The sequence below is a fragment of the Agrobacterium sp. InxBP2 genome (genome assembly GCF_026191755.1).
GTDB lineage: Bacteria > Pseudomonadota > Alphaproteobacteria > Rhizobiales > Rhizobiaceae > Agrobacterium > Agrobacterium pusense.
The window spans coordinates 59687-78787 of the sequence record NZ_JAINDY010000030.1 but is presented as its reverse complement, the minus strand read 5'-3'; the positions used below and the strand labels follow the sequence as shown (position 1 = coordinate 78787).

Genomic DNA, 19101 nt, shown 5'->3' with positions numbered 1-19101 from the left:
ACGTTTTGCTGATCTATAACGACAGTTCGGCCTGACATGCCCGTCGGCGCAGCTTCGTTTCGGTGAGTTATGGCAAGAGCATTTCTTCTCGTTCTGGATTCCTTCGGCGTCGGCGGTGCGCCCGATGCGGAGCACTATGGCGATCTTGGAGCGAATACGCTCGGTCACATCGCGGAATTCTGCGCAGCCGGTGCAGCTGACAGAACGGGACTACGGTCCGGTCCGCTGAAGCTGCCGAACATGTGTTCGCTCGGCCTGCTGGAGATCGCCAGGCAGGCAAGTGGTGACATTCCCGCCGGCATGGAGGCGCCGGAACGCATTTTTGGCCTGCATGGCTGCGCCAGCGAAGTTTCGAAGGGCAAGGACACTCCGTCCGGTCACTGGGAGATCGCGGGAACGCCGGTGACGTTCGACTGGGGATATTTTCCGACGGAGGGCGATGCGTTTTCGCCGGAACTGGTGACAGCGATCTGCGAGGAGGCGGATCTTCCGGGTATTCTTGGCAATTGCCATGCTTCCGGCACCGAGATCATCGCGCGGTTCGGCGAAGAACATATCCGGAGCGGCAAGCCAATCTGTTACACATCTTCGGATTCCGTGTTCCAGATTGCCGCGCACGAAACGCATTTTGGCCTGGGGCGGCTCATCGCGCTCTGCGAGACGGTACGCAAGCTGCTCGATCCGCTGAACATAGGCCGCGTCATCGCGCGCCCCTTCGTTGGCGAAACGGTCGCGACCTTCGAACGCACCGGCAACCGCCGCGATTTTTCCGTGCTGCCACCGGAGCCTACTCTGCTCGACCGGCTTGTGGAGGCCGGCCGAAAAGTGCACGCCATCGGCAAGATCGGCGATATCTATGCCCACCAGGGCGTTTCACGCGTCATCAAGGCAAACGGCAACGCCGCCCTGATGGATGCGACGCTGCAGGCTATCGACGAGGCGGAAAACGGCGATCTCGTCTTTACCAATTTCGTCGATTTCGACATGCTTTATGGCCATCGCCGCGACGTCGCCGGTTACGCCGCCGCCCTTGAGGCTTTCGATGCGCGAATCCCCGAAATCCACCGCAAGATGGCGCCTGGCGATATCGCTCTTCTGACCGCCGATCACGGCTGCGACCCCACGTGGCGGGGCACGGACCACACACGGGAAAGGGCGCCGATCATGGCATTCGGCCCGGGCATTCGCTCGCGCGATGTCGGCATTCGTTCAAGCTACGCCGATATCGGCGAAAGCATCGCCCACCATCTAGGTATCGAGGCCGGTTCTCACGGCAGGAGCTTCATTTGACATCGCATTTGCTGAAGGCGGAAATTCACTGCCACATCGAAGGTGCGGCCCCGCCCGCCCTCGTCGCGAAACAGGCTGAAAAATACGGAATCGACACCAGCAGCTTTCTGCGGAACGGCCAATATGTATGGTCGGATTTCGCCGAATTCATCCGTTGTTATGATGCGGTGGCACAGGTGTTCAAGACGGATGAGGATTATTCCGTTCTCACCGAAGCCTATCTGACCGAACTCGCGGAAGCCAATACGATCTATAGCGAACTGATCATTTCGCCCGACCATGGCGACCGCATCGGGCTTGGCGCCGACGCTTATCTGGCCGGCATTGCCGAAGGCATCCGGATTGCAAGGGACAAGACGGGTATCGAAACCCGCATCATCATCACCGGCGAACGGCACTTCGGTCCGGAGCGGGTGATCGCCGCGGCCGAATATGCGGCGCGCACCCAACATCCGCTGGTGACGGGGTTCAACATGGCGGGCGAGGAGCGTATGGGCCGCGTCGCCGATTATGCGCGCGCCTTCGATATCGCACGCGATGCCGGCCTCGGATTGACCATTCATGCCGGCGAGGTTTGCGGGCCGGAAAGCGTGGCCGATGCACTCGATCTCGTCAAACCATCCCGCATCGGGCATGGCGTGCGGGCAATCGAGAATGCCGGTCTCGTTGCACGGCTCGCCGAAACCGGAACAGTCCTTGAAGTCTGCCCCGGCTCCAATATTGCGCTCAAGGTCTATCCCGACTTCGCCAGCCATCCGCTGAGAGCCCTCAGCGACGCGGGAGTGCGGGTCTGCATCAACTCCGACGACCCGCCATTCTTCTTTACATCACTTGCACGGGAATATGCGCTGGCCGCCGACGAGTTCGGCTTCAGCGATGGCGAGATAAACAGCATGACCCGCACCGCACTGGAATGTGCCTTCGTTGACGAGGCAACGCGCGGAAGGCTGCTTAAAAAACTCGACGGTGCCTGATGCAGCTGTTGGCAGGGTAAAACCACGAAGAAGGCTTGCGAAAAGCCGACTTTCGGTCAATTACAGGGGCACAAGAAAAAAGGAAGGCCAGTTTCATGGACGGCGTCACAGTCATCGAACATCCGCTGGTGCGGCACAAACTCACCATCATGCGCAAGAAGGAAACCTCCACAGCCGGCTTCCGCCGCCTGCTCAGGGAGATTTCGACGCTGCTCTGCTATGAAGTGACGCGCGATCTTGAAATGACGATGGAAACCATCGATACGCCGCTCGAGACCATTCAGGCACCGGTGCTGGAAGGCAAGAAGCTGGTTTTCGCCTCCATCCTGCGCGCCGGCAACGGCCTTCTGGAAGGCATGCTCGAACTGGTGCCTTCGGCGCGCGTTGCCCATGTCGGCGTCTATCGCGACCACGATACGCTCGAGGCCGTCGAATATTATTTCAAGGCTCCCGAAAGCCTCGATGCCCGTCTGGTCATCGTTGTCGACCCCATGCTGGCGACCGGCAACTCCTCCATCGCCGCCGTGGAAAAGCTGAAGGAGCGTGGTGCGAAGAACATCCGCTTCCTGTGTCTTTTGGCAGCCCCCGAAGGCATCAAGAATTTCCGTGAGGCACATCCCGATGTGCCGATCTACACCGCCGCGATCGACAGGCATTTGAACGAGAAGGGTTACATTGTTCCCGGCCTCGGTGATGCCGGCGACCGCATGTACGGCACCAAGTAACCATTCATCATCGCTTAACCTTTTACGCCATTCGCCGCCCGATCAGCGGCGGATGGCTTTTTCTTTTAAGATTTCGGCATGTTTTGCGTCTATTCTTGCCAGGGGTAACCGGCCCTCGGAGGAGTGAAGACTTGCTGGCGCGCGCGATTTTTCTGCTTGTTGGCCTTTCCATCGGCGCTACGCAAATACCCATTCTGATGGACAAATTTCAGCCGCGCCCGGAAAGCAGCGTAGCAAAAACCGAAATTGTGGCCGAAGCAGCCAAACCCCAGCCTGCTTCGTTGGGCGGAGTCAATCTGAAAGCTGACGCCCGCGGCCACTTCAACGCCACCTTTCGTATCAACGGCAAATCATTCGACGGACTTATCGACACCGGTGCTTCAACGGTTGCCATCAATGAGACGATTGCACGTCGGCTCGGATACGGCGTCAACAGTCTGGATTTCAAATACGCGATCTCAACCGCCAACGGTCAGACCATGGCCGCCTATGTGAAGCTCGACCGGGTGGAGATAGGCACGATCCGCGTGCAGAATGTCGACGCCATGGTGCTGAAGGACAATGCACTGAGCAACATGCTGGTCGGCATGAGCTTCCTGAAGCAATTATCGTCGTTCAAGGTTTCTGGCGGCGAAATGCGGCTGGTCAGGTGATCCGCTCGATAACGGGTGCAGCGACTTCCGGCGCGTCGTCGCTGATTCCATAGCAGGCCGTTATCGCTTTAATGGCGTAGGCTGCGTCTTCTCCGGACGCTGCATGGACAATGGCAATCGGTTCTCCCTTTTCCACCTTCATCCCAAGCGGCAGGATATTCGAAATACCAACGGCGGGATTGATCCTGTCCGAGGGTTTTCGTCTGCCGCCGCCAAGTCCGACGACGGCGATGCCGAGTTCGCGCGTTGCGCAGGATGTCAGCCAGCCGCTGCTCGCGGCCTGGACCGGAAGAGTGACTGGCGCGGACGGCAGATAAAGGGAAGGATTTTCAACGAAATCCGTCGGCCCGCCCAATGCCGAAATCATTCGCGCGAAAATTTCCATTGCCCGGCCGGAGGAGAGGGCGGCCGATGCCAGTGCTGCGCCTTCTTCCAGTGTGGCCGTTTTTTGAGCCTGCACGAGCATTTCCGCCGCGAAAGACAGAACCACGTTTTCCAGACGGCTGCCAGCCTTGCGACCAGCCAGAAAATCGAGACAATTGACGATTTCAACGGCATTGCCGGCGGCATCGCCAAGCGGCTGGTTCATATCTGTTATCAGCGCCGTTGTCGGCAAACCTGCGCCAACAGCCACATCGACCAGCGCGCGGGCGAGCGTTCGTGCATCGTCAATGCTTTGCATAAAGGCGCCGTTGCCGACCTTGACATCAAGCACAAGCGTCTGCAGCCCGGCCGCCAGCTTCTTCGACAAGATGGAAGCCGTAATCAGCGGTATGGAATCGACCGTCGCGGTCACATCGCGAATGGCATAGAGGCGTCTGTCAGCGGGGGCGAGGTCACCCGTCTGACCGATGATGGCACAGCCGACCGTCTTCACCGCCCGGCGAAACAGAGCCTCGTCCGGCATGACATTGTAACCGGGAATCGCTTCCAGCTTGTCCAGCGTGCCGCCGGTATGTCCAAGGCCCCTGCCGGAAATCATCGGCACAGCGAGACCACAGGCGGCTACGATCGGGGCGAGCATCAGAGAGACATTGTCTCCAACGCCACCGGTCGAGTGCTTGTCGGCAACCGGCCTGCCTATATCGCTCCAGGACAGGACATCACCGCTGTCACGCATGGCAAGTGTCAATGCCACCATCTCATCCCGGTTCATGCCACGGAAAAACACCGCCATGGCAAAAGCCGCCGCCTGCCCTTCCGAGATGCCGTCTTTCGACAGCGCTTCGATGAATGCGGCGATCTCCTGCGGCGAGAGCGCCAGGCCATCGCGTTTGCGGCGGATGGTTTCCTGCGGGATCAAGCTCAATACCCGCTGGCGGTCCTGGCGGGCTCTCCGCCGGCCAGAACGTTCAGCACGTCGTCAAGGAGACCTGAAGCGCCGAAACGGAACGTCGAAGGCATGGCCCAGTTCGGCGCCATGATGGTTTCCGCCAGCCGCAGGTAAAGTGTCGCGTCCTCCACGGTACCGATCCCGCCGGCCGGCTTGAAGCCCACCTTCTGTTTGCTGTCGCGGATCGCCTGCAACATGATGTCAGCCGCCTCCAGCGTGGCGTTGACGGCAACCTTTCCTGTCGAGGTCTTGATGAAATCGGCGCCTTCGGCAATTGAAATTTCGGAAGCCCGACGGATCAGGGCCTTGTCCTTCAGCTCGCCGGTTTCGAGAATGACCTTGAGCAGCACGGGTGTAGCGCAGGCCTTGCGAACGGCGGCCACCATGTCGGAAACCGCGGTTTCATCGCCCGCGATGAATTTGCGATAGGGAATGACAAGATCGATTTCATCCGCACCGTCGCGGATCGCCACCTCGGTTTCCGCGACCACGGTTGCGACATCAAGATCACCCGACGGAAAATTGACGACCGTTGCAATGCGGATCGCGTGGTCCTTTCCGAAGGCGGCGCGCGCCTGCGCCACGAAACGCGGCCAGATGCAGATGGCGGCCGTATTGCCAAACTCCGTATGCGCCCGCTGGCAGAGCGCGGCGATCTGCTGTGGCGTGCAGTCTTCCTTGAGGTTGGTGAGGTCCAGCAAGGACAAAGTGAGGGCAGCCGCTTCGCGCGGACGCTGGAGTTCCATGGTCACGCTCCTCCTGCGATCATTTCCTTCAGAATGGCGGCAAGCCTTTTGCCACCCACGGGAGCCATGTCCTTGGTTTCTTCATGGCTCAGTTCCGCGCCGGTCATGCCGGCACCGTAATTGGTAATAACCGATGCGGCAGCGACGCGCATCCCGAAAAAGCGCGCAAGGATGACTTCCGGCACGGTAGACATGCCCACGGCATCCGCCCCCAGCAGCCGCGCCATGCGGATTTCCGCCGGTGTTTCGAAGCTGGGGCCAGAGAACCACATATAGACACCGCCGAACAATGGCACCGTCGCACGGATGGCGGCATTGCGCATGGCAAGCATAAGATCAGGATCATAAGCCGTCGTCATGCCGACGAAGCGGCGGTCGCTTTCCTCACCGATCAGCGGGTTCATGCCGGAATAATTGATGTGATCGGTGATCTGCATGACGGAGCCGGGTGGCATATCCTGCCTGACCGAGCCCGCCGAATTGGTGAGGATGAGCGACTGCACGCCCAGGCCGGCGAGCGCTTCGATGACCGGGCGCATCGCTGCGGGATCACCCTTTTCGTAGAAATGGACCCGACCCGACAGCATCATGACGGGCTCACCGCCGAGATAACCGGCCACCAGTTCGCCCGCATGGCCGGAAACGCCGCCAGCTGGAAAGCCGGGCAGCTCGGCGTAAGGAATGCGGATCGGCTCGCTCACCTCTTCCACCAGCGATCCCAGACCGGAGCCAAGCACGATGGCGACGCGCGGCATGAGGCCGTTCAGGCGGTCCACCAGAATGTCGATCAAACCGTCGGTCATCAGGGCAGCTCGGTCTTGAAGACGGAGGGTAGCAGCTCTTCCATGGTCATGACCTTCTGGACGCCGGTTTCGTCACAAAGATAGATCTTTGTCTCCTGCGTGGCGAACTCGGCGATCTTCTGGCGGCAGCCGCCACAAGGAGAGCAGAGCGGCAGCTTCTCGGCAATAACGGCGACTTCATTGATCTTTTTCGCCCCGCCCATGATCATGGCGCTGATGGCTGATGGTTCTGCGCACCAGCCCTGCGGGAAGGAGATGTTCTCGATATTGGCGCCCTTGTAGATCTTGCCGTCTTCGGCGCGGATTGCCGCACCGACCGGAAATTTTGAATAGGGGGCATGGGCGAAGGCCATGGCCTCTACTGCCGCCTCAAACAGGGCATGGGCCTGCGGATCGGATTTCGGGTCGGAGGACATGGGGTTAACGCTCCTTCGCATAAGCAACGCCACCGGCCTTCGGGGGCTTGGCAACACCGATGAAACCCGCAAGCAGGATGCAGGTCAGAATATAGGGCATGGCCTGGAATATCTGCACCGGCACTTCGCCGATGCCAGGCACGGATTTACCCTGCATGAAGTTCGCGACAGCATCCAGAAAACCGAACAGAAGGCAGGCGAACATGACCGGCACCGGCTTCCATTTCGCAAATATCAACGCCGCGAGCGCGATGTAGCCCTTGCCCGCCGACATGTTGGCGATGAAGGCAGCGGATTGAGCCACAGCAAGATAGGCGCCCGAAAAACCGCAGAGAAAACCGGCGACAATGACAGCGCGGAAGCGCATCCACGTCACCGAGATACCAGCCGTATCGACAGCGCCCGGATTTTCACCGACCGCGCGCAGGCGCAGGCCGAAACGCGTTCGGTAAAGCACCCACCAGGACAGCGGCACCGCCAGGAAGGCAAGATAGGTGAGGATGTTGTTGCCGGAAATGACGTTTGCATAGAGCGGGCCGATGAAGGGAACCTCGCGCATGGCATCAGCACCGGGCAGGATGATCGGGGCAAAACGCCCCTCGCCCGGAAGCTGCGGTGTGCGTCCGCCCTGGCCGAACCAGGCCTGTCCCAGTACCACGGTCAGGCCGGCGGCAATGAAGTTCAACGCCACGCCCGACACGATCTGGTTGCCGCGATTGGTGATGACAGCAAAGCCGTGGATCAGCGAGAACAGGATCGAGACGGCAATACCGGCCAAGAGGCCAGCCCAGGGGTTCGCCGTGATATAGGCAACGCAGGCGGAAGCGAAGGCCGCTGCCAGCATCTTGCCCTCAAGGCCGATATCGAACACGCCGGCCCGCTCGGAAAAGAGCCCGGCCAGTGCGGTAAAGAGAAGCGGAATGGTGAGACGAACGGTCGAGCCCAGAATGCTGACCAGCATATCGAAGAAATCCATGTCAGCTCACCCCTTTGCCAGACGCTGGTAAATGCGGACGATTGCAGGCCGGTACATATATTCCAGCGCGCCGGCGAAAAGGATCACAAGACCCTGAATGACCACGATCATCTCGCGGGTAATGTTGGGCATCTCGAAGGAAAGGTCTGCGCCGCCCTGATAGAGAATGCCGAACAGCAATGCCGCGAAGATGATGCCGAGCGGATGGCTTCGGCCCATCAGCGACACGGCGATACCGACGAAGCCCGCACCGGCGACGAATTCCACCTGCAGACGGGCCGACGCGCCCATAACCGGGTTCAGCGCCATCATGCCCGCCAGACCGCCTGAGATGAGCATCGCGATGATGACGGTGCGTGCATAGGGAATACCGGCATAAATGGCGGCGGAGGGGCTGATGCCGAGCGTGCGCATTTCATAACCGAGCTTGGTGCGCCAGATGAGCACCCAGACCAGAAAACACATCACCAACGCTATCAGGAAGGAGACGTTAAACGGCGCCGGACCAAGCTTCAGGCCGAAGAGAGCCATCAGCCAGTCGAGTTTCGGCAATTGGCCGCCCGGCAGAAAAGTGCGGGTTTCCGGCGCCATCTTGCCGGGCACGATCAGCACGTTCACCAGCAGGTAAACCATCAAGGCCGCAGCAATGAAGTTGAACATGATGGTGGTGATGACCACGTGACTGCCGCGTTTTGCCTGCAGCCAGGCCGGAATGAAGGCCCAGGCGGCGCCAAAAACAGCAGCGCCGATGACGGCGAAGGGCATCGTCACGTACCATGGCACATAGCGATCGAGCGCCAGCGCCACCAGCGCCGCGCCAAGGCCACCGACATAGGCCTGACCTTCGGAGCCGATGTTGAAGAGCCCGGCATGGAAGGCGACGGCGACGGAGAGGCCGGTGAAGATGAAACTCGTCGTATAAAACAGCGTGAAGCCGATGGCATCACCACGGCCGAGCGCCCCTTCGATCAGCAGGCGCAGCGCCGCCAGCGGGTTTTCACCGATGGACCAGACAACGAGGCCGGAAATCAGAAAGGCGGTAACGACATTGAGAAACGGCAGGAGGCCGTAAGTAATCCAGTTTGGCAGCGGTACGGAAGCGGTGCTCATTCATGCCTCATGCGGCGATGCCGGCCATCATCAGGCCCAGCGTCTGTTCTTCGGCTTCCGCCGTTTTTTCTCCGACGACCCGGCCTGCGAACATGACCATGATCCTGTCCGACAGCGACCGGATTTCATCGAGTTCGACGGAAACCAGCAAAATCGCCTTGCCAGCATCGCGCATTTCGATGATGCGGCGATGAATGAATTCGATCGCGCCGATATCCACGCCGCGTGTCGGCTGGCCGATTATCAGCATCTTGGGGTCACGCTCGATTTCACGGGCGACAACGATCTTCTGCTGGTTGCCACCGGAAAAGTTGGCGGTCTTCAGCTGCGGGTTTGGCGGGCGGATATCGTATTTCTCGATCTTCTCGACCGCATCCCTGCGAATGGCCTCGGGGTTGAGGAACGGCCCTTTGCCGTAACGTTCGTCGTGATGATAACCAAGGATGGAGTTTTCATATTCCTCGAATTTCAGCACCAGCCCCATATGATGGCGGTCTTCCGGGATGTGGGCGAGGCCAAGCCTGCGTAAAATTGCGGGATCGGGGCGATCCACCTTCTTTCCGTCCACCCAGATTTCGCCGGAATAGGGCTTTCGGATGCCAGCGATGGCTTCCAGCAGCTCCGACTGGCCGTTGCCTGCGACACCGGCTATACCGACGATTTCACCTGCTCGGACATCCAGCGAAACGTCATCGACCATGGTGACGCCGCGGCTATCCTTGACGGTGAGATTGCGGATCGACAGAAGAACGTCGCCCGGCGTCGTTTCGCCCTTCTCCACCCGCAGCAGCACCCGTCTGCCGACCATCAGTTCGGCCAGTTCCTCGACGCTCGTCTCGGAGGTTTTCCGGGTCGCCACCATCTCGCCACGACGCATGACGGAGACGGAGTCCGTGATCGCCATGATCTCGCGCAGCTTATGGGTGATGAGAATGACTGTCTTGCCCTGATCACGCAACACGCCGAGGATCTTGAACAGGTGATCGGCCTCTGCCGGCGTCAGAACGCCGGTCGGCTCGTCAAGGATCAGGATTTCCGCGCCACGATACATGGCTTTCAGAATTTCGACGCGCTGCTGGAGGCCGACTGGCAATTCCTCGATCACCGCATCGGGATCGACTTCCAGTCCATAATCGTCCTCCAGGCGCTTCAGCTCCCTGCGTGCACCAGCCCGGCCATTGGCCAGCAGCGCACCGCCTTCTGCGCCCAGCATGACATTTTCCAGCACGGTAAAATTTTCGACCAGCATGAAGTGCTGATGCACCATGCCGATACCGGCATTGATGGCGGCCTGACTGTCGCGGATCGAAACCGGCGTGCCGTTCACCCGGATTTCACCGGCATCCGCCTGGTAAAAACCGTAGAGGATCGACATCAAAGTCGACTTTCCGGCACCGTTTTCCCCGATGATGCCGTGGATCGTACCCCTGGCAATTGTCAGATTGATGTTCTTGTTGGCGTGTACGGCACCGAATTTCTTGTCGATGCCCACGAGTTCGATTGCAGGGTCCATATTCAAACCGAAACCTCTCCGAAGGCTGGATATGAAAAGGGCGCAAGATGAAAAACATCACGCGCCCCAGCCACATATCATATCATTTCGGGCAGGAATTGTCCGCCATGTAATCATGGACCTTGACGGCGCCGGAGATGATGTCGGCTTTGGCCTTGTCCACGGCAGCAGTCATTTCAGGCGTGATGAGCGCCTTGTTGTTATCATCGAGCGCGTAGGCAACGCCGTCTTCCTTGACGCCGAGAGCGACGATGCCAGGCGTGAACTTGTCATCCTTGGCGTCCTTATAGGCGTTGTAAACGGCCAGATCGACGCGCTTGACCATCGAGGTCAGAACCGAACCGGGATGCAGGTGGTTCTGGTTGGAATCGACGCCGATCGAGAATTTCTTGTTGTCGGCGGCAGTCTGGAGCACGCCGATACCGGTCGCACCGGCTGCCGCGTAAATCACGTCCGCGCCCTGATCGATCTGGTTTTTGGTAAGCTCGCCGCCGCGCACAGGGTCGTTCCAGGCAGCGCCGGTGGTGCCGGTCATGTTCTGGAAGACTTCGATCTTGTCGTTGGCAGCCTTGGCGCCTTGAGCGTAACCACAGGCGAACTTGCGGATCAGCGGAATGTCCATGCCGCCGATAAACCCGACCTTGCCGGTCTTGGAAGCCATGCCGGCCAGCAGACCGACGAGGTAAGAACCTTCGTGCTCCTTGTAGACGACCGAGCGGACGTTCGGCAGTTCAACGACGGAATCGACGATGACGAACTTGGTGTCGGGGAACTCGGCGGCAACCTTTTCCATGGCCGACGTCCAGGCGAAGGATACGGCGACGACAGGGTTGAAACCCTTGCTGGCGAAGTTGCGGATGGCCTGTTCGCCCTGCGTGTCGCTGGTCGGTTCGAAGTCGCGGAATTCGATGCCCGTTTCCGCCTTGAACTTTTCAGCGCCGGCCGCAGCGGCCTCGTTGAACGACTTGTCGAACTTGCCGCCCGTGCCATAGACCAGCGCAGGCTTGATATCCGCGGCGAGCGCGGAGGCCGACATTGCGGCAAGCGCAAAAAGCGTCAGAAGGGATTTTTTCATTGTGCAGCCCTGTTGTTGCAATTGATATTTTAAGGGTCCTCCCGCAATCCCGTTTCCCGGGAATGTCTGCGGAACCGCCAGCCGTTATACCGGCTGTGCTTGCCTCATATCCTTGCATGGCTCAATGAAAAATTCATCCGGTTTTTTTGACCCGGTGGAAAAACTTTGATCTGGCGATTTTTTAGTCTTTCCACCGGGCAGAACTGCAAAAAAACTAGTCGATATTACAGCTTACGCCGGTTCCCCTGAGGCCGCAGTAGCCACCCGGGTTCTTGGCAAGATATTGCTGGTGATAGTCCTCAGCGTAATAAAACGTTTCAAGCGGCCCGATCTCGGTGGTGATGGCGCCGGCATGGCCAGCCTCTTCCAGAGCCTGCTGAAATGCGTCTCGAGCTTTCTGTGCCTGCTGCAGCTGCCCTTCCGTTGTCGCATAAATGGCGGAACGATAGGTCGTGCCGACGTCGTTGCCTTGCCGCATGCCTTGAGTGGGATCGTGCTCCTCGAAAAATATCTTCAAGAGCGCCCCGAGCGAGATCGTCGCCGGATCGTAGACAACCTTGACAACCTCGGCATGGCCCGTCTGACCCGTCGTCGTTTCCTGATAGGTCGGATTGCGGGTAAAGCCGCCGGCATAACCGACCGCCGTCACCCAAACGCCGGGCGTCTTCCAGAACAACCGCTCCGCGCCCCAGAAGCAACCCATGCCGAGATAGATGGTCTCGAAGCCATCCGGATAAGGCCCCTTCAGAGGTCTGCCGTTGACGAAGTGAAGTTCCGGCACAACGAGAGCCTCTTCACGGCCAGGCAACGCCGTCTCTTCGGTCGGCATCGTCGTTTTTTTAGAAAGCGTATCGAACAGGAACATTCGGTCCTCCATGCGGCCAGTTCCGCCGCTTCTCACGGTTCACATCCGCGGGCGCCAGCCCCGTCAGACCGACAAACGTCTCGTCGCCTTGTATTTTCTGTAACCGGCCATCCAGCAGAGGAGGGACAGAGCGAGGAAAAAGGCAAATGCAGGCAGTGCCGACAGGGCATTTTCTATGAAGCGCCACGCTTCAGGGTGAATATAGTGAGCCAGAGACGCTTCCACCATGGTTCGCGAAGCAGGAAGAAGATAGTTCCAGACTGACATTATGCCGGTGATGGTGACTGATGACGTGGAAACAGAGCGGATCGAATCGAGCACACCCAGAAAAATCGCTGCGGCGAGGAAAAGAAAGCTCAAAAACCGCAAAAAAGCTTTCATTGGGATACCTCGCTCACGGTCTGCCGCTTACGGCAGCCACATTTTGAAACATTTCCTGCATGGATAAAGGCCGGAAAACGCGATTGCAATCGCATCGAAAGGCATGAAATTGCCGACAATTCAAAAAACTGTCAGATTCGTGTTGATCCCTGCGAATTCATCGGTATATATCGCGCCGTTCCAGTGATTTGCATTCTTCATGACATGCAGACTTGTAAAAGGACAGGTGGCCGAGTGGTTTAAGGCGCACGCCTGGAACGCGTGTGTGCGTGAAAGCGTACCGTGGGTTCGAATCCCACCCTGTCCGCCATTTCGCCCACTTCAAACCATTATAATGGCATCCCGGAAGTCCTTGTGCCTGCGGCGCCGGATGACTGCGCAGCATAGCGTCAAAGTCGCGTTTTTCGGCTAACGCAAGCCTTGATGGCTATGCATCTGCAAAGAAAGAGTTTCCGGCGCTTTTTTGCTGCCTTTCCCCTGCTCTTGCGCCTTGCAGCCGCAAAAATCGCTCCTTATATACGCCGCATAACAGCAGCGAAGGCTGCAAATCCAAGTCAAGGTGCTGTCAAAGGAATGCCTCACGGGGTTCAGACAGCGCGCTTCAAGGAGAGAAGAGCATGGCAAAAGTAATCGGTATCGACCTTGGCACAACCAACTCCTGCGTCGCAGTGATGGATGGCAAGGACACGAAAGTTATTGAAAACGCGGAAGGCGCACGTACCACGCCGTCCATGGTGGCATTTTCCGATGATGGCGAACGCCTTGTCGGCCAGCCGGCCAAGCGCCAGGCGGTCACCAATCCGACTAACACCCTGTTTGCGGTAAAGCGCCTGATCGGCCGCCGTTATGAAGACCCGACCGTCGAGAAGGACAAGGCTCTTGTTCCCTTCGAGATCGTCAAGGGCGACAATGGCGACGCCTGGGTGAAGGCGCAGGACAAGAATTATTCCCCTTCGCAGATTTCCGCGATGATCCTGCAGAAGATGAAGGAAACCGCTGAAGCCTATCTCGGTGAAAAGGTCGAGAAGGCCGTCATCACCGTTCCCGCCTACTTCAACGACGCGCAGCGCCAGGCAACCAAGGATGCCGGCCGCATCGCCGGTCTTGATGTTCTGCGCATCATCAACGAGCCGACCGCGGCAGCACTCGCTTACGGCCTCGACAAGAAGGACGGCAAGACGATCGCCGTTTATGACCTTGGCGGCGGCACCTTCGATATTTCCGTTCTGGAAATCGGCGACGGCGTCTTCGAAGTGAAGTCCACCAACGGCGATACCTTCCTTGGCGGTGAAGACTTCGACATGCGTCTGGTCGAGTATCTGGCCGGCGAGTTCAAGAAGGATCAGGGCATCGATCTGAAGAACGACAAGCTCGCTCTGCAGCGCCTCAAGGAAGCTGCTGAAAAGGCGAAGATCGAACTGTCGTCCTCGCAGCAGACCGAAATCAACCTGCCGTTCATCACGGCTGACGCTTCCGGTCCGAAGCACCTGACGCTGAAGCTGACCCGTGCGAAGTTCGAAAGCCTGGTCGACGACCTCGTGCAGCGCACCGTTGCACCTTGCAAGGCAGCGCTCAAGGACGCCGGCGTCTCCGCTTCCGAGATCGACGAAGTCGTTCTCGTCGGTGGCATGAGCCGCATGCCGAAGGTGCAGGAAGTCGTCAAGCAGCTGTTCGGCAAGGAGCCGCATAAGGGCGTGAACCCTGATGAAGTTGTTGCCATGGGCGCGGCCATTCAGGCTGGCGTTCTGCAGGGCGACGTCAAGGACGTTCTGCTGCTCGACGTGACCCCGCTGTCGCTCGGCATCGAAACGCTGGGTGGCGTCTTCACGCGTCTGATCGATCGCAACACGACGATCCCGACGAAGAAGAGCCAGACCTTCTCGACCGCCGAAGACAACCAGTCGGCCGTGACCATCCGCGTCTCGCAGGGTGAGCGCGAAATGGCGCAGGACAACAAGCTGCTTGGTCAGTTCGACCTCGTTGGCCTGCCGCCGGCACCGCGTGGTGTTCCGCAGATCGAAGTTACCTTCGATATCGACGCCAACGGTATCGTGCAGGTTTCGGCCAAGGACAAGGGCACCGGCAAGGAACAGCAGATCCGCATCCAGGCCTCCGGTGGCCTTTCTGACGCCGACATCGAAAAGATGGTCAAGGACGCCGAAGCCAATGCTGAGGCCGACAAGAAGCGTCGTGCGGGCGTGGAAGCCAAGAACCAGGCTGAAAGCCTCATCCATTCTACCGAGAAGTCGGTGAAGGAATATGGTGACAAGGTTTCCGAAACCGACCGCAAGGCGATCGAAGACGCCATTGCCACCCTGAAGACCGCGGTTGAGGCTTCCGAGCCTGACGCCGACGACATCCAGGCGAAGACCCAGACCCTCATGGAAGTCTCCATGAAGCTCGGTCAGGCCATCTATGAAGCGCAGCAGGCCGAGGCTGGCGATGCTTCCGAAGGCGGCAAGGATGACGTCGTCGACGCTGACTACGAAGAAATCAAGGACGACAAGAAGTCCGCATAATCGCGCGACTTTCCGTCTCCTGACAATTATGCAAGACATCCGGCTGCCGCGTGCAGCCGGAAATCCATTTGCGGGGCTTGTTAACTGAATGGCGAAAGCAGACTTTTACGAAACACTCGGCGTCAGCAAGACTGCGGACGAAAAAGAGCTGAAAAGCGCCTTCCGCAAACTCGCGATGAAGTACCATCCGGACAAAAACCCTGATGATGCCGATTCCGAACGGAAATTCAAAGAAATCAACGAAGCATACGAAACGTTGAAGGATCCGCAGAAGCGCGCGGCCTACGACCGTTTCGGCCACGCGGCCTTTGAAAATGGCGGTATGGGCGGCGGTGGCGGCTTTGGCGGCGGCGGTTTCGCCAATGGCGGCTTCTCGGATATTTTCGAAGACATCTTCGGCGAGATGATGGGCGGCGGTCGCGCGCGCCGGTCTTCCGGCGGTCGCGAACGCGGTGCCGATCTTCGCTACAACATGGAAATCACGCTGGAAGAAGCCTTCACCGGCAAGACGGCGCAGATCAGGGTTCCGACCTCGATCACCTGCGACGTCTGTTCCGGCTCGGGCGCCAAGCCCGGCACGCAGCCGAAGACCTGCGCCACCTGCCAGGGTTCAGGCCGCGTGCGCGCCGCGCAAGGCTTCTTCTCGGTGGAGCGCACCTGCCCCACCTGCCATGGCCGTGGACAGACGATCTCCGACCCCTGCGGCAAGTGCCATGGTCAGGGCCGCGTAACGGAAGAGCGCTCGCTCTCGGTCAACATTCCCTCGGGCATCGAGGACGGCACACGCATTCGTCTGCAGGGCGAAGGCGAAGCCGGCATGCGTGGCGGTCCGGCGGGCGATCTCTATATCTTCCTGTCCGTGCGTCCGCATGAGTTCTTCCAGCGCGACGGTGCCGATCTCTATTGCACCGTGCCGATCTCGATGACGACGGCAGCGCTCGGCGGCACCTTCGATGTCACGACGCTCGATGGCACGAAGTCGCGCGTCACGGTTCCGGAAGGCACCCAATCGGGCAAGCAGTTCCGTCTGAAGGGCAAGGGCATGCCGGTGCTGCGTTCGGCGCAGACGGGCGATCTCTATATCCAGATTCAGATCGAGACGCCGCAGAAACTCAGCAAGCGACAGCGCGAGCTGCTGCAAGAGTTCGAGCAGCTGTCTTCCAAGGAGAATAATCCGGAATCGACGGGCTTCTTCGCCCGGATGAAGGAATTCTTCGACGGCTGAGTGCCGCCGTTCTTCACCATCAGAAACGCCGCCATCCCTTGGACTGGCGGCGTTTTCTTTTTGGGGTCAGCCTGAAAAGCCACCCTCTTCCAGATATCGTCGCTCCTCCGGTGTCGTTTCCCGCAACAATATCTTGTTACGATGCGGAAAGCGGCCGAAACGTTCGATGATCTCGCGATGTTCTTCGGCGTGATGCAGATAAAGCCCGCCAAGCGGCTGATTGAGACGGCACGCCCGGTGCTGCGCCTCCAGATCTTCTGCGTGAGAAAACGGTAGATAGAAGAAGACCCGCAGATCCTCACTCACCGCCTGATCATGTCCGCGCCGGATGGCTTCATCGGCCAAAAGCCGCGCCAGAGGATCGGTCGCATACATGTGGGCCGTGTCGCGAAAGCAGTTGCGTGGAAACTGATCCAGCAGCAGCATCAAGGCGAGGCTGCTTTCTGCACCCTCCAGCCAGCCATCCAGTTCCCGCCTTGCGGCAGCGAAATGAGCGTCACGGAACCGGTCGTGAAAGTGACTGTCGAAGGCGGCGTCCTTGTCGAACCATTTTTCCGGGCCAGCCTTCTTCCAGAAATCGACGATTTCTTCAGCGAGCTTGGCTGTGTCGTTTTTCATGCTGTTCTCCCGTCAGTAATGCGGTGGCCTTGTGATGGCGGGCGCGTCCAATGACTGCTCCTCAAGACTCAGGAACCGCTCCGTCAGGCGATCAAGCTTGGCGCGGGTCTGTTCAACAACCTTCCACTGCTCCGCCAGCTGGTCCGACAGTTCCTCTATCACCTTCACCTGATGCGCGACCGTTTCCTCGAGCGCGATGATCCGTTCTTCGGTTTCCGACGTCATGGTGACCTCTCTTTCCAGCCCTTCCTTGGGCCTAAAGGCTCGCGAGTCAACCATATGTCGCTTTCGTGAAGCGAATTCGGCATGGCGGAAACAGAGACAGAAAAGCCGGCGATGTCTCCATCGCCGGCCACATGAGTTTATCGCATTCTCAGTCTTCTTCTACGAAAACCTCTTCGCGCTTCTTCTTCACGCTGGGGAGGAAGACGATGATCAGCACGGCGAGCGCAATGAAAAGCAGGGTTGCGCTGATCGGCCGGGTCACGAAGGTCGACGGATCGCCACGCGAGAGGATCATGGCGCGCCGCAGGTTCTCCTCCAGCAGCGGACCGAGCACGAAGCCCAGCAGCAACGGGGCAGGTTCGCAGCGCAGTTTCACCAGCACATAGCCGATGAAGCCGAAGAAGGCGACGGCATAGAGATCGAAGACGTTGGAATTGACGCTGTAGACCCCGATGGCGCAGAAGGCCATGATGATCGGGAAGAGCACGTAATAGGGCACCGTCAGCAGCTTCACCCACAGCCCGATCAGTGGCAGGTTGAGGATGACCAGCATCAGATTGCCGATCCACATGGAGGCGATGATGCCCCAGAACAGCGCCGGCTGTTCGGTCGCCACATTCGGACCGGGGACGATGCCCTGAATGATCATCGCCCCGATCATCAGCGCCATCACCGGATTGGCCGGAATGCCGAGCGTGAGCAGCGGAATGAACGACGTCTGGGCACCGGCATTGTTGGCCGATTCCGGACCGGCCACACCGGCGACCGCACCATGACCGAATTCTTCCGGGTTCTTGGAGACACGTTTCTCCACGGTGTAGGAGGCAAAGGCGGCAAGGATCGCCCCGCCACCCGGCAGGATGCCGAGAGCCGAACCAATGGCCGTGCCGCGCAGAACCGGCCCTACCATGCGCTTGAAATCATCCTTGGTCGGCATCAAGCCGCTAACCTTGGCGATCAGCACCGAACGGGTCCGCTCGTTTTCGAGGTTGCGCAGGATTTCGGCGATACCGAAGACACCCACAGCCACAGCCACGAAATTCAGGCCATCGGCATATTCGCGGATACCGAGGGTGAAGCGCGGCGTGCCGCTATAGATATCCGTGCCGACGAGACCGAGTAGCAGGCCAAGCACGACCATGGCCAACGCCTTGACGATGGAGCCATGGGCGAGCGCGATGGAAGACACAAGGCCGACGACCATCAGCGAGAAATATTCCGCCGCGCCGAATTCCAGCGCGATTGCCGTGAGCGGCGGCGCGAAGATCGCCACAAGGAAAGTGGACACCGTGCCTGCGAAGAACGATCCGATGGCGGCGATGGCAAGCGCTGCACCCGCCTTGCCCTTGCGTGCCATCTGGTAACCATCGATGGCGGTGACGGCAGAGGACGATTCGCCGGGCATATTGATCAGGATCGCCGTGGTCGACCCACCATATTGCGCACCGTAATAGATGCCGGCGAGCATGATCAGCGACGAGACGGGCTCAAGCTGGAAGGTGATCGGCAGCAACATGGCGATCGTCGCCGTCGCGCCGATGCCGGGCAGAACGCCGATGAGGGTGCCAAGCAGCACGCCGATCAGGCAGAAAAAGAGGTTTGCCAGCGACGAGGCGGTGACGAAACCGAGCGCAAGATTATCGAGCAAATCCAT

Annotated in this window: 19 protein-coding genes and 1 tRNA gene; 7 read left to right on the top strand and 13 right to left on the bottom strand. The window is 59.2% G+C overall.

The features are described from left to right. The first annotated feature begins 69 nt into the window (after positions 1–69). From K7A42_RS15605 to K7A42_RS15590, 4 genes are all read left to right on the top strand, one after another. Positions 70–1290: a phosphopentomutase gene (locus K7A42_RS15605; protein ID WP_282455520.1), complete on the top strand. Its 1221-nt coding sequence runs from the start codon at positions 70–72 to the stop codon at positions 1288–1290. Continuing rightward, positions 1287–2264 carry an adenosine deaminase gene (locus K7A42_RS15600; RefSeq protein ID WP_282455519.1) on the top strand — a complete coding sequence of 326 codons (978 nt, stop codon included), beginning with the start codon at positions 1287–1289 and terminating at the stop codon, positions 2262–2264. Before K7A42_RS15605 ends, K7A42_RS15600 begins: the two co-directional genes overlap by 4 nt. Positions 2265–2359: 95 nt before the next feature. Beyond that, positions 2360–2989: a uracil phosphoribosyltransferase gene (upp, locus tag K7A42_RS15595; RefSeq protein ID WP_004439188.1), complete on the top strand. Its 630-nt coding sequence runs from the start codon at positions 2360–2362 to the stop codon at positions 2987–2989. 131 nt (positions 2990–3120) lie between these two features. Next, positions 3121–3642 (top strand): TIGR02281 family clan AA aspartic protease, encoded by a 522-nt coding sequence (locus K7A42_RS15590; RefSeq protein WP_045533136.1) that lies wholly within the window; start codon positions 3121–3123, stop codon positions 3640–3642. Here the strand turns inward: K7A42_RS15590 and deoA are convergent. The 10 genes from deoA to K7A42_RS15540 form a co-directional block, all read right to left on the bottom strand. Further along, complete coding sequence (gene deoA, locus K7A42_RS15585) at positions 3635–4951, bottom strand: thymidine phosphorylase (RefSeq protein ID WP_282455518.1); 1317 nt, start codon at positions 4949–4951, stop codon at positions 3635–3637. The two genes, K7A42_RS15590 and deoA, sit on opposite strands and share 8 nt — an antisense overlap. Continuing rightward, positions 4948–5721 carry a deoxyribose-phosphate aldolase gene (gene deoC / locus K7A42_RS15580; protein WP_282455517.1) on the bottom strand — a complete coding sequence of 258 codons (774 nt, stop codon included), beginning with the start codon at positions 5719–5721 and terminating at the stop codon, positions 4948–4950. Before deoC ends, deoA begins: the two co-directional genes overlap by 4 nt. Before the next feature lie 2 nt (positions 5722–5723). After that, entirely contained in the window at positions 5724–6524 is an 801-nt protein-coding gene (locus K7A42_RS15575; protein WP_006699811.1) for a purine-nucleoside phosphorylase, read from the bottom strand. Beyond that, complete coding sequence (locus K7A42_RS15570) at positions 6524–6940, bottom strand: cytidine deaminase (protein WP_282455516.1); 417 nt, start codon at positions 6938–6940, stop codon at positions 6524–6526. Before K7A42_RS15570 ends, K7A42_RS15575 begins: the two co-directional genes overlap by 1 nt. Positions 6941–6944: 4 nt before the next feature. After that, entirely contained in the window at positions 6945–7916 is a 972-nt protein-coding gene (locus tag K7A42_RS15565; protein WP_004439173.1) for an ABC transporter permease, read from the bottom strand. A gap of 6 nt (positions 7917–7922) precedes the next feature. Beyond that, positions 7923–9026: an ABC transporter permease gene (locus tag K7A42_RS15560; RefSeq protein ID WP_004439171.1), complete on the bottom strand. Its 1104-nt coding sequence runs from the start codon at positions 9024–9026 to the stop codon at positions 7923–7925. A gap of 7 nt (positions 9027–9033) precedes the next feature. Next, complete coding sequence (locus K7A42_RS15555) at positions 9034–10539, bottom strand: ABC transporter ATP-binding protein (protein ID WP_034496172.1); 1506 nt, start codon at positions 10537–10539, stop codon at positions 9034–9036. Positions 10540–10621: 82 nt separating this feature from the next. Beyond that, the gene (locus K7A42_RS15550) at positions 10622–11614 is read right to left on the bottom strand and encodes a BMP family lipoprotein (protein ID WP_004439166.1); all 993 of its coding nucleotides are present in this window, start codon (positions 11612–11614) and stop codon (positions 10622–10624) included. A 214-nt stretch (positions 11615–11828) separates the two neighbouring features. Continuing rightward, a complete protein-coding gene (gene msrA / locus K7A42_RS15545) occupies positions 11829–12479 on the bottom strand; it encodes a peptide-methionine (S)-S-oxide reductase MsrA (protein WP_004439163.1) in 651 nt (216 codons plus the stop codon). Between the two features lie 63 nt (positions 12480–12542). Further along, a complete protein-coding gene (locus K7A42_RS15540; protein ID WP_037089548.1) occupies positions 12543–12860 on the bottom strand; it encodes a hypothetical protein in 318 nt (105 codons plus the stop codon). 220 nt (positions 12861–13080) lie between these two features. On the opposite strand from K7A42_RS15540, the gene K7A42_RS15535 reads away from it, so the two are divergent. The 3 genes from K7A42_RS15535 (at position 13081) to dnaJ (ending at position 16604) form a co-directional block, all read left to right on the top strand. Next, positions 13081–13170, top strand: a tRNA-Ser gene (locus K7A42_RS15535). A gap of 307 nt (positions 13171–13477) precedes the next feature. After that, positions 13478–15379, top strand: a complete 1902-nt coding sequence (gene dnaK / locus K7A42_RS15530; RefSeq protein WP_004439158.1) for a molecular chaperone DnaK — start codon at positions 13478–13480, stop codon at positions 15377–15379. Between the two features lie 88 nt (positions 15380–15467). Further along, on the top strand, positions 15468–16604 hold the full coding sequence (gene dnaJ / locus K7A42_RS15525; protein ID WP_282455515.1) for a molecular chaperone DnaJ: 1137 nt from the start codon (positions 15468–15470) through the stop codon (positions 16602–16604). Positions 16605–16670: 66 nt separating this feature from the next. Here dnaJ and K7A42_RS15520 read toward each other — a convergent pair whose 3' ends face one another. From K7A42_RS15520 to K7A42_RS15510, 3 genes are all read right to left on the bottom strand, one after another. Then, entirely contained in the window at positions 16671–17222 is a 552-nt protein-coding gene (locus K7A42_RS15520) for a DUF924 family protein (RefSeq protein ID WP_077986533.1), read from the bottom strand. A 12-nt stretch (positions 17223–17234) separates the two neighbouring features. Beyond that, entirely contained in the window at positions 17235–17447 is a 213-nt protein-coding gene (locus K7A42_RS15515) for a SlyX family protein (RefSeq protein WP_006699817.1), read from the bottom strand. Positions 17448–17595: 148 nt separating this feature from the next. Beyond that, positions 17596–19101 (bottom strand): tripartite tricarboxylate transporter permease, encoded by a 1506-nt coding sequence (locus K7A42_RS15510; RefSeq protein WP_004439149.1) that lies wholly within the window; start codon positions 19099–19101, stop codon positions 17596–17598.